The organism is Streptomyces sp. NPDC057939 (genome assembly GCF_042887545.1).
In the GTDB taxonomy this organism is placed as follows: Bacteria; Actinomycetota; Actinomycetes; order Streptomycetales; family Streptomycetaceae; genus Streptomyces.
Genome location: NZ_JBHVPG010000060.1, coordinates 23,343 through 36,550, shown reverse-complemented (window position 1 = coordinate 36,550; position 13,208 = coordinate 23,343). Strand labels below are relative to the sequence as shown.

Here is a 13,208-nt window from a genome sequence, read left to right as displayed (position 1 = left end):
TCAGAATGGAACGTGTTCTAGCCTGCCGCGCATGGGCATCGGAATCACTGGGGAACAACGGGAGCTGGCCGCCGCCGTCCGTGGCTGGGTCGCACGGGCCGTGCCGCCCGAGGAGGTGCGCAAGCTGCTCGACACCCCGCCGCGGTCCGGGGAACGGCCCGCCTACTGGGACGGCCTCGCGGAGGCCGGACTGCTGGCGCCCCACCTGGAGGGCGGGACGCTGCTGGACCTGGCCGTCGTGGTGGAGGAGGCCGCCCGGGCGGCGCTGCCCGGGGCGTTCCTGGCGAGCGCGCTGGCCTCCGTACTCCTGGACCGGGCCGGGGTCGGTCCGCTCGACGGCCGGGTCGGGGCGGTCGCCCTCGGGCCCGGCGACCTCACGGCCGTCCCCGTCGAGGGCGGCGGGCACCTGTTGGACGGGGTCGCGCCGCCCGTGCTCGGCGCGGGGGAGGCCGAGCTCCTGCTCCTCGCCGCCCGGACCGACGACGGGACGACGCGCTGGTTCGCGGTGGACGCCGCCGCGCTGGACATCCGCACCCACGAGAGCGCCGACCCGACCCGCCCGACCGCCGAGGTGCGGGCGCGGGCCGTCACCGTCGCGGCCGACCGGCTGCTGGAGCTGGACACCGACCTCGTCACCGACCTGGCCCGCGCCCTGTTCGCCGCCGACGCCTGCGGCACCGCCGCCTGGGCGGTGCACACGGCCGCCGAGTACGCGAAGGTCCGCGAACAGTTCGGCCGGCCCATCGGACGGTTCCAGGGCGTCAAACACCTGTGCGCCGACATGCTGGTCCGCCTCGAACAGGCCCGCGCCCTCGCCTGGGACGCCGTGAACTGCGCGGACGAACCCGACGGGGACCCCGCGGCCCGCTCGCTCGTCGCCGCCCTCGCCGCCGGGGCCGCCCTCGACGCTGCCTGGTCCTGCGCCAAGGACTGCATCCAGGTCCTCGGCGGCATCGGCTTCACCTGGGAGCACGACGCCCACATCCACCTGCGCCGGGCCCTCGTGGCCCGCCAACTCCTCGGCCCCGGCGACGGACACCGGCTGAGCGCCGTGCGCCACGCCGCCGCCGGCGCCCGGCGCGAGCTGCGCCTGGAACTCCCCGCCGAGGCCGAGACCCACCGGGCGGCCGCCCGGACCGCCATCGGCGCGGCCCGCGGCCTCGACCCGGCCGCCGCCCGCCGGGCGCTCGCCCCCACCGGCTACGCGGCCCCCCACCTGCCACCGCCGTACGGGCTCGGCGCCGGGCCCGTCCAGCAGCTCGTCGTCCAACAGGAACTGGCCGCGGCCGGGGTCCGCCTCTCCGACCTGGGGATCGCCACCTGGGTCGTGCCCTCGCTGCTCGCCTACGGGACGGACGCGCAACGCGAGGCGTACGTCCTGCCCACCCTGCGCGGCGACACGACCTGGTGCCAACTGTTCTCCGAGCCGGGCGCCGGCTCCGACCTGGCCTCCCTGCGGACCCGCGCGGAACGCACCGATACGGGCACCTGGAGGGTCAACGGGCAGAAGGTGTGGACGAGTTCCGCGCACACCGCCGACTTCGGGATCCTGCTGGCCCGTACCGATCCGGACGCGCCGAAGCACAAGGGCCTCGGCTACTTCGTCGTCGACATGAGGAACACCCGAGGCATCGACGTCCGTCCGCTGAAGGAGATCACCGGCGAGGCCCTCTTCAACGAGGTCTGGTTCGACGACGCCGAACTCCCGCAGGACGCCCTGGTCGGCGCCGCCGACGGCGGCTGGCGGGTCGCCCGCAACACCCTGGGCAACGAACGCGTCCACATGGCCGACCAGATGACCTTCGACACCGGCCTCGAAGCGCTGATCGCCGCCTCCGCCGACCTCGACGGGGCCCACCGCGCGCGGATCGGCGCGCTGGTGGCCGAGGCGCACGCGCTCGCCTGCATCGGGCTGCGGACCACCCTCCAGCAGGTGTCCGGGCTGGAGCCGGGCGCGGGCGCGTCCGTACGAAAACTCCTCCAGACCCCGCACCAGCAGCGGACCGCCGAGCTCGCGCTCGAACTGCTGGGGCCGGCGGGCGCCGTCCGCGAGGGGGCGGGGGAGCGGGCCGTGCACGGAATGCTCATGTCCCGCTGCCTGACCATCGCCGGGGGCACCACCCAGGTCCAGCTCAACGTCGTCGCCGAGCGGATTCTCGGCCTCCCCAGGGACTGAAGGGACTGCACGGACATGAAGTCGTACATCGTGGGCGTCGGCATGACGAAGTTCGAGAAGCCGGAATCGCGGGACTGGCAGTACTGGGACATGGCAAAGGAGGCCGGGACCGCCGCGCTGACGGACGCGGGCGTGGACTACCGGCTCGTCGAGCAGGTGCCGGTCGGATACTGCTTCCAGGCCTCCACCGCCGGCCAGCGGGCGGCGTACGAACTGGGGTTGAGCGGGGTCCCGGTCTACAACGTCAACAACAACTGCGCGACGGGTTCGACGGCGTTGATGATGGCGCGGCAGTTCGTGGAGGGCGGGATCAGCGACTGCGTCCTCGCGCTGGGCTTCGAGAAGATGAAGCGCGGCGCGCTCGGCGGCGGCGCCGACGGGGGCGACTTCAAGACGTCCCCGGTCGCCCGGCACTACGGGATCATGGCCGCCGCGCACGGCTTCGAGATGTCCCCGCCCACCGCGCAGATCTTCGGGAACGCGGCCCGCGAGCACATGGACCGGTACGGGACCACGCCCGAACAGCTCGCTGCGGTCGGTGCGAAGAACCACCGGCACTCCGCGAACAACCCGAACGCGCAGTTCCAGGACGTGTACACGGTCCCGGAGATCCTGGCCGCGAAGGAGATCCACGCACCGCTGACCAAACTGCAGTGCTCGCCGACCTCGGACGGCGCGGCGGCTGCGCTGGTGGTCTCGGAACGCTTCCTCGTCCGGCACGGACTGCACGACAAGGCCGTGGAGATCGTCGGGCAGGCGATGACCACGGACACCGAGGCGAGCTTCGGCGGCTCGTGCATCGACGTCGTCGGCAAGCCGATGACGGCCGCGGCGGCCCGCCAGGTGTACGAGGCCTCCGGGCTCGGCATCGAGGACGTCGACGTGATCGAGCTGCACGACTGCTTCTCCGTCAACGAACTCCTCACCTACGAGGCGCTCGGCATGTGCGCCGACGGGGCCTCCGGCAAGCTCGTGGAGAGCGGCGCCACCACCTACGGCGGTCGCTGGGTGGTCAACCCGTCGGGCGGCCTGATCTCGAAGGGCCACCCGCTGGGGGCGACGGGACTCGCGCAGGCGGCGGAGCTGGTGTGGCAACTGCGCGGCGAGGCCGGCCCGCGACAGGTCCCCGGAGCGGGGGTGGGCCTCGCCCACAACATCGGGCTGGGCGGGGCCGCGGTGGTGACCATGCTGCGGAGGTAGTTCCCGGGCCCGCCACCGCGGCAGTCCCCGCGGTCCCGCGTGGCGGGCCCCGGGGAGGGAGCCGAGAATGGGAGGGCCGGACCGCGCCCCGCGCCGTCGCCCGCACCGGGTGAGGGCCGGGGCGGGCCGGGGTCCGGCCGTGTCGGGGTCCATTCCAGGGACTGCAGGTGATGGCGCATGTGCCGATGGCTCGCGTACTCGGGAACGCCCATGTTGCTCGACACCATCCTGTACAAACCCGCCCACTCGTTGATCGATCAGAGCCTGCACTCGAAGCTGGGTGTGGAGACGACGAACGGCGACGGCTTCGGCGTCGGGTGGTACACCGAGACGGAGGACAACGAGACGCCCGCCATCCTGCGGGACATCGGGCCGGCGTGGAACAACCGGAACCTGCGGGAGATCGCGGACCACGTCCGTTCCCCGCTGTTCTTCGCACACATCCGGGCATCGACCGGCTCGGCCGTGCAGCAGACGAACTCGCACCCCTTCCGGCACGGACGCTGGATGTTCATGCACAACGGGGCCATCTCGGGCTTCCACCTCATGCGCCGCGAACTGTGCATGCTCGTCGACCCGGTCCTGTTCGCCGACATCGAGGGCACGACCGACTCCGAGGTGATGTTCTACCTGGCCCTCACCTTCGGCCTGGAGGAGGACCCGCCCACCGCCGTCGCCAGGATGGCCGGAGTCGTGGAGCGGGCGGGCCGCGCCCACGGCGTGGAGTTCCCCCTCCAGATGACGCTCGCCATCACCGACGGCGTGAGCGTCTGGGGATTCCGCTACTCCAGCGGCCACAGCTCCCGGTCGCTGTTCTACAGCAGCCGGGTCGAGACGCTGCGCCGGCTGCACCCCGACAAGGCGTTCCTGCGGGACGTCTCCGACGAGACCCGGTTGATCGTCTCAGAGCCGCTCGGTGACCTGCCCGGCGCGTGGAACCAGGTGCCGGAGAGCACCTACGGCGTCGTACGACCCGACGGCCGGGACGCGCTGTTCCCCTTCCACCCGGCGGCGGCGTGACGGACGGCCGACCTCGGCGCGGCCGGCCCGCGCACGCCCGACCGACCCACGCCCGACCCCCGCACGGCCGACCGCCGCACGCCCGACCGCCTCACGGCCGGTCCAGGGCGGGGTCGATCACCGTTTCGCCCCGGGACGCGCGGCGCAGGGCGTCCGCGAGGTCCTCGACGGGGCCGTCGCGCAGGACCAGGCCGGCCGCGCCCGCCGCGAGGACCGCCTCCAGCAGGCCCGGCCGCGCCGAGCCGGTCAGGACCAGGACGCGGCATTCCGGATCGTCCGCCAGCAGTTCGCCCACCGCCGCCGGGTCCTCGACGAGGGCCACCGCCGGCCGGGCCGTCAGGTCCCGGACCACCTCGATGTCGGGCTGGAGGCCGAGGTGTACGGCCAGGGCCGGGTTCGCCGGGTGCAGCAGCACGCGCAGGGACCGGGCCGGTCGGTGCGCGGAGGGCATCTCTTCCACCCCGGAAGGGTAAGTCCAGGCCTCCGAGCGAATCGGCAACACGCCTGGCGGAAAGACCATCTGACTGCAAGTCAGGACTCTTCCCAACTGCTGGGGCGTGCGTTATACATTCCCTCACCAGCCCTAGAACGCGTTCTAGAACGCCGTCCTTCGGGCCGGTCCCGCATACGACCTCGGTGCGGCCGACGGTGCGGACGGCCGCACCGAGGTCTTCCAAGGCCCCACGGCCTCGGTTTCCAACGACAGGGAGCAGCAGCCTCATGCCGATCGATGCCGCCAGGGCCCTCGCCGCCGAACCCCGCCGGGGAGACATCGGCTGGGACCACAAGGACATCCAGCTCTACCACCTCGGACTCGGCGCCGGCCTCCCGGCCACCGACCCGGACGAGCTGCGCTACACCCTGGAGTCCAAGCTCCACGTCCTGCCCAGCTTCGCCACCGTCGCCGGCGCCGGCATGGCCATGCTCGGCGGCCTCGCCGCACCCGGCATCGACGTGAACCTCGCCGCAGTCCTGCACGGCGGCCACTCCATCGAGCTCCACCGGCCGATCCCCGTCAAGGGCCGCGCCACCTCCACCTCCAAGGTCGCCGCCCTCCACGACAAGGGGAAGGCGGCCGTGATCGTGCTGCGCTCCGAGGTCGCGGACGCCGACGGGCCCCTGTGGACCAGCGACGCGCAGCTCTTCGTGCGCGGCGAGGGCGGCTTCGGCGGCGAGCGCGGTCCCTCCGTACGGGAGGAACTGCCCGAGCGTGCCCCCGACCGGGTCGAGGAACGGCACATCCGGGAGGACCAGGCGCTGCTCTACCGCCTCTCCGGCGACTGGAACCCGCTGCACGCCGACCCCGAGTTCGCCAAGCTCGCGGGTTTCGACCAGCCGATCCTGCACGGCCTGTGCTCGTACGGGATGACCCTCAAGGCGGTCGTGGACACCGCGCTCGGCGGCGACGTGTCCCGGGTCCGCGCCTACCGCACCCGCTTCGCCGGGATCGTGTTCCCCGGCGAGACGCTGCGCATCCGGATGTGGCAGGAGCCCGGCCGCGTCCTGATCTCCGTGACCGCAGTCGAACGGGACGACGCGCCGGTCCTCGCCGACACCGTCGTCGAACACGCGTAACGCAGCAACGCAGTCGGACCGACAGAAGGAGCCGCACCGTGCGCGCAGCACTGCAGAGCGAGATCGGCCAGGACAAGCTGGAGGTCGTCGAGGACATGGAGGCCGTGGGCCTCGGTCCCGGCAAGGTGAAGATCCGCATCAAGGCCACCGGCCTGTGCCACTCCGACCTCTCCGCGATGAGCGGCGTCCTGCCGCAGCCCGCACCGTTCATTCCGGGCCACGAGGGCTCCGGCGTGATCGCCGACGTCGGTGACGGGGTCACCCACCTGAAGCAGGGCGACCGGGTACTGGTCTGCTGGCTGCCGCCGTGCGGGCACTGTCCCTCCTGCAAGCGCGGCCAGGGCCACCTGTGCCTGGAGAGCCTCGTCAACGCGGGCACCCCCAACTTCCGCCGGGCCGGCGGCGACATCTTCGGCTTCGCCGCGACGGGCACCTTCGCCGAGGAACTCGTCGTCGACGCCAAGTGCGCCGTGCCGATCCCCGACGACGTGCCCTTCGACATCGCCGCCCTCATCGGCTGCGGCGTCACCACCGGGCTCGGCGCGGCCATCAACACCGCCAAGGTCGAGGCCGGTTCCTCGGTGGCCGTCATCGGCTGCGGCGGCGTCGGGATCTCCGTCCTCCAGGGCGCCAAGGTGCAGGGCGCCGCGCAGATCATCGCCGTCGACCCGGTCGAGTCCCGGCGCGAGGCCGCGCTGCGGTTCGGGGCGAGCGAGGCCGTGTCCCCGGACGCCTTCGACGACGCCAAGAACCGGATCACCGGCGGCGAGGGCTTCGACTACGTCTTCGAGGTCGTCGGCAAGTCCGCGACCGCGCAGACCGCCTACAAGATGACCCGGCGCGGCGGCAGCGTCGTCATCGTCGGAGCGGGAGCGCTCGACGACACGTTCCAGATCGACATGTTCTCGCTGTTCTTCGACGAGAAGAAGATCCTGCCCTCCATGTACGGGGGCGGCGACGTGCTCCGCTCCTACGAGCGGACCATCGCCCTGTGGCGGGCCGGTCGGGTGGACCTGGAGAGCCTGATCACCCACCGGGTGCAGCTCGCCGAGATCAACGACGCCCTCGACCAGATGCGCACCGGCGTGGCCCTGCGCACCTGCATCGAACTCTGACCCGTTTCGAGAGGAACCGTACGGATGTCACTGCCACTTGAGGGACTCTCCGCGATCGTCACCGGCGCCGGCCGTGGGCTCGGCCGGGCCGAGGCGATCGAACTCGCCCGGCTGGGCGCGAGCGTGGTCGTCAACGACTTCGGGCAGAGCGGGCGGGACGGCTCCGGAGAGGCGTCCGCCGCCCCGGCGGAGGAGGTGGCCGAGGAGATCCGGGCCGCGGGCGGACAGGCGGTGGCGCACCTCGGTGACGTGGCCGACTTCGAGCAGGCGCGGGAACTCGTCGGCCTGGCGGTCTCCCGCTTCGGCAAGCTCGACGTCCTGGTCAACAACGCGGGCATCCTGCGCGACCGGATGGTCTTCTCGATGTCGGAGGAGGAATGGGACTCGGTGATCCGGGTCCACCTCAAGGGTCACTTCAACACCACGCACTTCGCGTCCGCGCACTGGCGGGAGCGGTCGAAGGCGGCGGGCGGTCCGGTGTACGGCCGGATCGTCAACACCTCCTCCGAGGCCTTCCTCGGCGGTTCGGCCGGCCAGCCGAACTACGCGGCGGCCAAGGGCGGCATCGTCGGCCTGACCACCTCCACCGCCCTGGCGCTGGCCAAGTACGGGGTGACGGCCAACGCCATCTGCCCGCGCGCCCGCACCAGGATGACCGAGGACGTCTTCGCGGGCTTCCAGGTCCCGGAGGAGGGCAGGCTGGACGCCCTCGCCCCCGAACACGTCGCCCCGTTGGTCGGCTACCTGGCCTCCCCGGCCTCGGCGAGGGCCAACGGGCAACTGTTCGTGGTGCACGGCGGGATCGTGGTCGTGATGGAACGCCCGCGGGTGGCCGCCAAGTTCGACACCACCAAGGAGGCCTTCTCCTACGAGGAGCTCGACGAGGTCCTCACCCCGCACTACGACTCCCGCCCGGCGGAGGAGACCTTCGCGGCGACCGAGGTACTGGGCCTCAAGCACGGCTGACCGCCACGGAGCGAGGAGGGGCGGCGGCCCGGGGCGGGGACCCCCGGGCCGCCGCCCCGCCGTGCTCCGTCAGGCCCCGTTCGGCAGGCCGCGCGGTCGGTCCAGGAAGCCGAGGGCTTCCCGCAGGTCCTCCGGGCGGCGGTAGTGGACGCCCGTCATGCCCAGCGCCTCGGCCGCCTCGACGTTCTCCCGCCGATCGTCCACGAACAGGCAACGGCCCGGCGCCGCCCCGGCCCGCGCGACCGCGATCTCGTAGATCTCCGGGTCCGGCTTGGCCACGCCCACGCGGGCGCTGCTGACGACGTGGTCGGCGAGGCCGGTCAGGCCCATCGTCTCCAGGTCGTCCTCAAGGTCCACGGTCGCGTTCGTCACCAGGACCAGCGTCAGCCCCGCCGCACGCGCCTCCCGCAGCGCGCCGACCGTCGCGACGTCCGCCGAGAACGGGGCCGTGGCCAGCGCCGAGGCCAGCTCGTGCGCCAGCTCCGCGGGTACGCCGTGCGAGCCGGTCAGGCCCTCGGTGACGGACTCCACCCATTGGGCCGGGGTGATCCGGCCGCGCATCAGCGGCCCGTCCCGCTCCGGTGCGAACGCGACCTCCGCGGTGGTGCCCTCGGGGAGCCCGGAGCGGCGTTCCAGCCCGGTCAGGCGCGTGGAGTCGTAGAAGCGGATCACGTTGTCGACGTCGCACAACACTGCGTCGTAGGGCCGGGCCGTACCGAGGTCTTCGGAGATCGTCACCCGCCCTGCCTACCACGGGTCGGTCGAACCTCAGCCGAGCGGGGCCTGCTGGAGGGGGACCGGGCGGGCGGCCGGCTCCGCCGGCGGGTCCGGGTCGACGGGCGGCTGCGGGTCCAGGTGGACCGGCGGCAGCGGGGCGACGGGCTGGCCGAGGCTCATCACGCCGCAGGGGGCCTCCGGGACGGAGTACGGCAGGTGCAGTCGGCCCTCCGCCGTCCACAGGCCGGTCCCGCCCAGCCAGCCCGTCGGCGCGCCGAGCCGGAACACGTGCCGGTCGGCGGGTCGCCACAGGGCGAGGCCGGCCTCGCCGACGCGCAGCGCGACCCCGCAGGTCTCCGGCATCAGGACCTGCCCCGGCTGGACGGCGAAGGGGGTCGCCTCCTCCTCCAGCCGCAGGCACTCGGGGAAGCGGACGGGTCGGGCGCTGCCCAGCACCCCCCAGCCGAGCCGCGGTTCGCCCGGGGCGTCCGAGCGGATCACCAGCAGCCCGCTGTCGGGGGCGGCCAGCAGCAGCCGGTCGTCGCTGTCCTCGGAGATCTGGAGCAGCGGGCTGACCGCCCCGGCCAGGTCGACGGCGACGGTCTTGGTGCGGCCGTCCAGTTCGCGGTCCAGCGCGAGCAGCCGGCCCGCCCGGTCCAGCCAGACGCCGCCCGAGCAGAGGCCCGGGACCTGGGCGACCCGCTGCGGCCCGGAGGGGCTTCCGGCGACCTGCCAGACGGTGCTGTCCTCGGGGCCCACCGCCAGGGCGTAGGCGCAGGCGCCGTCGGGTGACGGGGGCAGCAGGGTGACCCGCAACCCCTCCTGAGCGGGGACGGAGCCGAGGACGAGTTCCCCGGTGCGGGGGGCCGCCTCCGTGCCCGTCGGGTACAGCAGGGCGAAGACGTGCCGGTCGGCGACCCGGCGGTGGATCAGCACCCGCCCGTCGGCCAGCGGCAGCACCTCGCTGTCGGCCTCCTCCGGCTGCGCGAGCGGCAACGGCACCGCGTACGCCTCCGGCCCGGCCAGCGTCCAGCGTTCCGGGTAGCGCGCCTCCCCCTCACCGGCCAGCCGCGCGGCGTAGGCGCCGTCGGCGGTGATCGTGAACGGGTCGGTCCTCGTGATCTCGATGGCGCAGACAGTCATCCGGGCCGTCACCTCCGCTGAGGAAGCTAGTTTCGTACCCCCTGCCGAACCACACGACGCAGCAGGCTTCACACGTACGGGTGGCCACGGGGCGGTTCGCCCTCGGAAGACAGCGCGATTGTGCTGTTGCATATCGGGGCGATTGGGATACGGGCGCGCTCACCTGTGCCCCTCCCGGACCCGCGGCGCTCCCGGAGCCCGCCGGGAACGGCGGCCGGCGGCGGCGTTCCGGGGCGGCGCACACCCCCTGGCCGGGCCCGGAGCGGCCCGGAGGCGAAGGGGGGCCCGAAAAAGGGGCGGTAGCCTTGGCCTGTGCCCCGTCTCTCTGAAGTCATCGCCGCGCTGGACGCTCTCTGGCCCCCCTCGCGGGCCGAGCAGTGGGACGCGGTCGGAACCGTGTGCGGCGACCCCGACGCCGAGGTGACCCGCGTCCTGTTCGCCGTGGACCCGGTCCAGGAGATCGCCGACGAGGCGGTGAAGCTGGGCGCCGACCTGATCGTCACCCACCACCCGCTCTACCTGCGCGGAACCACGACCGTCGAGGCGGGCACCTTCAAGGGCCGCGTCGTGCACACGCTGATCAGGAACGACATCGCGCTGCACGTCGCCCACACCAACGCCGACACCGCCGACCCCGGCGTGTCCGACGCCCTGGCCGGCGCCCTCGACCTGCGGATCACCGGCCCCCTCGTGCCCGATCCCACCGACCCGACGGGCCGCCGCGGCCTCGGCCGGATCTGCGAACTGGACCACCCCGAGACCCTGCGCGAGTTCGCCGCCCGCGCCGCCGCCCGGCTGCCGCACACCGCGCAGGGCATCCGCACCGCGGGCGACCCGGACGCCGTCATCCGTACCGTCGCCGTCAGCGGCGGCTCCGGCGACAGCCTCTTCGCGCAGGTCCGTGCCGCCGGCGTGGACGCCTTCCTCACAGCGGACCTGCGGCACCACCCGGTGTCCGAGGCCCGCGAGCAGAGCCCGCTCGCCCTCGTCGACGCCGCCCACTGGGCCACCGAGTGGCCTTGGTGCGAGCAGGCCGCCGCCCAGCTCGACGCGATCTCCGAGCGCCACGGATGGGGTCTGCGGACCCACGTCTCGCGCACGGTCACCGACCCGTGGACGGCGCACGCGCCGTCCGTCACACCCCCTTCTCACTCAGGAGCCCCCAACTGAACGCCGAGCCCGCCGACCAGATCCGACTTCTCGACGTCCAGGCCCTGGACGTGCGGCTGTCGCAGCTCGCCCACAAGCGCAAGTCGCTGCCCGAGCACGCCGAGGTCGACTCCCTGACCAAGGACCTCAGCCAGCAGCGCGACCTGCTCGTCGCCGCCCGGACCCAGGCCGGCGACGCCGCCCGCGAGCAGACCAAGGCCGAGCAGGACGTCGACCAGGTGCGCCAGCGGGCCGCCCGCGACCAGCAGCGCCTCGACACCGGCGTCGGCATCTCGGCCCGCGACCTGGCCAACCTGCAGAGCGAGGTCGTCTCCCTCGCCAAGCGGCAGGGCGACCTGGAGGACGTCGTCCTTGAGGTCATGGAGCGCCTGGAGGCCGCCCAGGAGCGCGTCACCGGCCTGACCGAGCGCGTCGCCGCCCTGGAGGCCAAGCTGACCGACGCCACCGCGCGCCGCGACGCCGCCACCGGTGAACTCGACGACGAGGCCGCCAAGATCTCCAAGGACCGCGAGGTCATCGTCGGCTCCATGCCGGCCGCCCTCATGGCCCTGTACGAGAAGATCCGCGTCAAGCAGGGCGGTGTCGGCGCCGCGCGCCTGTACCAGCGTCGCTGCGAGGGCTGCCGGCTGGAGCTCGACATGGCGGAGATCAACGAGATCAAGGCCGCGGCCCGCGACCAGGTCGTCCGGCACGAGAACTGCGGACGCATCCTCGTCCGTGCGGCGGACTCGGGCATCTGATGCCGCACTTCGTCGTCGAGGCGGACGGCGGATCCCGGGGGAACCCGGGGCCCGCCGGCTACGGCGCGGTCGTCCTGGACCCGGCGACGGGTGAGACGCTGGCCGAGCGCGGCGAGTTCATCGGCGTCGCGACCAACAACGTCGCCGAGTACAAGGGCCTCATCGCCGGCCTGAAGGCGGCGCGCGAGCTGGCACCCGACGCCACGGTCAGGGTCCGGATGGACTCCAAGCTGGTCGTCGAGCAGATGTCGGGGCGCTGGAAGATCAAGCACCCGGACATGAAGCCGCTCGCCGCGGAGGCCGCGAAGGTCCTGCCGCGCGCCCAGGTCACCTACGAGTGGATCCCGCGCGAGCGCAACAAGCACGCGGACCGGCTCGCCAACGAGGCGATGGACGCGGGCAAGCGCGGAAAGCAGTGGGAGCCCTCCGCCTCCACGGCCGTCTTCGCCGCCCCCGCGGCCCCCTCCGGGCCCCCCGGCGACGCGGCGAAGGGCGCCGCGGCCGTCCGCGCCGCCCTGGCCTCCGGCGGCGGTACGGGGCGTGCCCGCACGGCCGACACCGCCGCGGCGAACTCCGTCGCGACCGGCCCCCGGGAGACCGACACCCTGTTCGGCGACGAGGCCGCCCCGGGCGCCGACGCGACGACCGCCACCACCGCGCACGCCGCCCCGGCTCCGGTCGAGGAGCAGCGGCCCGGCAAGGCCGCCGCGGGCACCGGTACCGGCTGGGGCCCCGACATGGGCGCCCCGGCCACGTTCGTGCTGCTTCGGCACGGCGAGACGGCCCTCACCCCGCAGAAGCGGTTCTCCGGCAGCGGCGGCACCGACCCCGAGCTGTCGCCGGCCGGCCGCCGCCAGGCCGAGGCCGTCGCCGCGGCGCTGGCCTCGCGGGGCACCGTGCAGGCCGTCGTCAGCTCACCGCTGCGCCGTTGCCGGGAGACGGCCCAGGCCGTCGCGGACCGTCTCGGGCTGCCCGTCACCGTCGAGGAAGGGCTCCGCGAGACCGACTTCGGCGCCTGGGAGGGTCTGACCTTCGCCGAGGTGCGGGAGCGGTTCCCGGACGACCTCCAGGCGTGGCTGGACTCCCCGAAGGCGGCCCCCACGGGTGGCGGCGAGAGCTTCGCGACCGTCACCCGCCGGGTCTCCGCCACCCGCGACCGGCTCCTCGCCGCGCACGCGGGCCGCACGGTCCTGCTCGTCACGCACGTGACCCCGGTCAAGACCCTGGTCCGCCTCGCTCTGGGCGCCCCGCCGGAGTCCCTGTTCAAGATGGAGCTCTCCGCGGCCTCCCTGTCGGCGGTCGCCTACTACGCCGACGGCAACGCCTCGGTCCGGCTCCTGAACGACACCGCGCACCTGCGCTGATCGCGGGCCCCGCGAACCGGGC

General features: G+C 73.6%; 12 protein-coding genes. 9 read left to right on the top strand and 3 right to left on the bottom strand.

Features of this window, described 5'->3' with window-relative positions:
• The first annotated feature begins 31 nt into the window (after window positions 1-31).
• The 3 genes from ACFVS6_RS37360 to ACFVS6_RS37350 all read left to right on the top strand — a co-directional run bounded on the left by ACFVS6_RS37360 (window position 32) and on the right by ACFVS6_RS37350 (window position 4,396).
• On the top strand, window positions 32-2,176 hold the full coding sequence (locus ACFVS6_RS37360) for an acyl-CoA dehydrogenase (RefSeq protein WP_389710997.1): 2,145 nt from the start codon (window positions 32-34) through the stop codon (window positions 2,174-2,176).
• Window positions 2,177-2,191: 15 nt separating this feature from the next.
• Window positions 2,192-3,376, top strand: coding sequence for a lipid-transfer protein (locus ACFVS6_RS37355; RefSeq protein WP_389710996.1), 1,185 nt, complete (start codon window positions 2,192-2,194; stop codon window positions 3,374-3,376).
• A 177-nt stretch (window positions 3,377-3,553) separates the two neighbouring features.
• Window positions 3,554-4,396, top strand: a complete 843-nt coding sequence (locus tag ACFVS6_RS37350; RefSeq protein ID WP_389710995.1) for a class II glutamine amidotransferase — start codon at window positions 3,554-3,556, stop codon at window positions 4,394-4,396.
• A gap of 91 nt (window positions 4,397-4,487) precedes the next feature.
• On the opposite strand, the gene ACFVS6_RS37345 is transcribed toward ACFVS6_RS37350, so the two are convergent.
• On the bottom strand, window positions 4,488-4,847 hold the full coding sequence (locus tag ACFVS6_RS37345; RefSeq protein WP_389711015.1) for a DNA-binding response regulator: 360 nt from the start codon (window positions 4,845-4,847) through the stop codon (window positions 4,488-4,490).
• A gap of 269 nt (window positions 4,848-5,116) precedes the next feature.
• Here ACFVS6_RS37345 and ACFVS6_RS37340 point away from each other — a divergent pair, with 269 nt between their 5' ends.
• The 3 genes from ACFVS6_RS37340 to ACFVS6_RS37330 are packed head-to-tail and all read left to right on the top strand — an operon-like array spanning window position 5,117 to window position 8,052.
• Entirely contained in the window at window positions 5,117-5,971 is an 855-nt protein-coding gene (locus ACFVS6_RS37340; protein WP_389710994.1) for a MaoC/PaaZ C-terminal domain-containing protein, read from the top strand.
• Between the two features lie 38 nt (window positions 5,972-6,009).
• Window positions 6,010-7,086 carry a Zn-dependent alcohol dehydrogenase gene (locus ACFVS6_RS37335; RefSeq protein WP_389710993.1) on the top strand — a complete coding sequence of 359 codons (1,077 nt, stop codon included), beginning with the start codon at window positions 6,010-6,012 and terminating at the stop codon, window positions 7,084-7,086.
• Window positions 7,087-7,110: 24 nt separating this feature from the next.
• A complete protein-coding gene (locus ACFVS6_RS37330; protein ID WP_389710992.1) occupies window positions 7,111-8,052 on the top strand; it encodes a 3-oxoacyl-ACP reductase in 942 nt (313 codons plus the stop codon).
• A gap of 69 nt (window positions 8,053-8,121) precedes the next feature.
• Here the strand turns inward: ACFVS6_RS37330 and ACFVS6_RS37325 are convergent, their stop codons facing one another.
• Window positions 8,122-8,790: an HAD family hydrolase gene (locus ACFVS6_RS37325; RefSeq protein WP_389710991.1), complete on the bottom strand. Its 669-nt coding sequence runs from the start codon at window positions 8,788-8,790 to the stop codon at window positions 8,122-8,124.
• A gap of 30 nt (window positions 8,791-8,820) precedes the next feature.
• Window positions 8,821-9,912, bottom strand: a complete 1,092-nt coding sequence (locus ACFVS6_RS37320) for a hypothetical protein (protein WP_389710990.1) — start codon at window positions 9,910-9,912, stop codon at window positions 8,821-8,823.
• Window positions 9,913-10,224: 312 nt separating this feature from the next.
• Here ACFVS6_RS37320 and ACFVS6_RS37315 point away from each other — a divergent pair, with 312 nt between their 5' ends.
• From ACFVS6_RS37315 to ACFVS6_RS37305, 3 genes are read left to right on the top strand one after another with little or no spacing between them, the layout of a single operon-like run.
• Complete coding sequence (locus ACFVS6_RS37315) at window positions 10,225-11,082, top strand: Nif3-like dinuclear metal center hexameric protein (RefSeq protein WP_389710989.1); 858 nt, start codon at window positions 10,225-10,227, stop codon at window positions 11,080-11,082.
• The gene (locus tag ACFVS6_RS37310) at window positions 11,079-11,822 is read left to right on the top strand and encodes a zinc ribbon domain-containing protein (RefSeq protein ID WP_389711014.1); all 744 of its coding nucleotides are present in this window, start codon (window positions 11,079-11,081) and stop codon (window positions 11,820-11,822) included. The genes ACFVS6_RS37315 and ACFVS6_RS37310 overlap by 4 nt, the downstream gene beginning before the upstream one ends.
• Entirely contained in the window at window positions 11,822-13,186 is a 1,365-nt protein-coding gene (locus ACFVS6_RS37305) for a bifunctional RNase H/acid phosphatase (protein WP_389710988.1), read from the top strand. Before ACFVS6_RS37310 ends, ACFVS6_RS37305 begins: the two co-directional genes overlap by 1 nt.
• Window positions 13,187-13,208 lie beyond the last annotated feature (22 nt).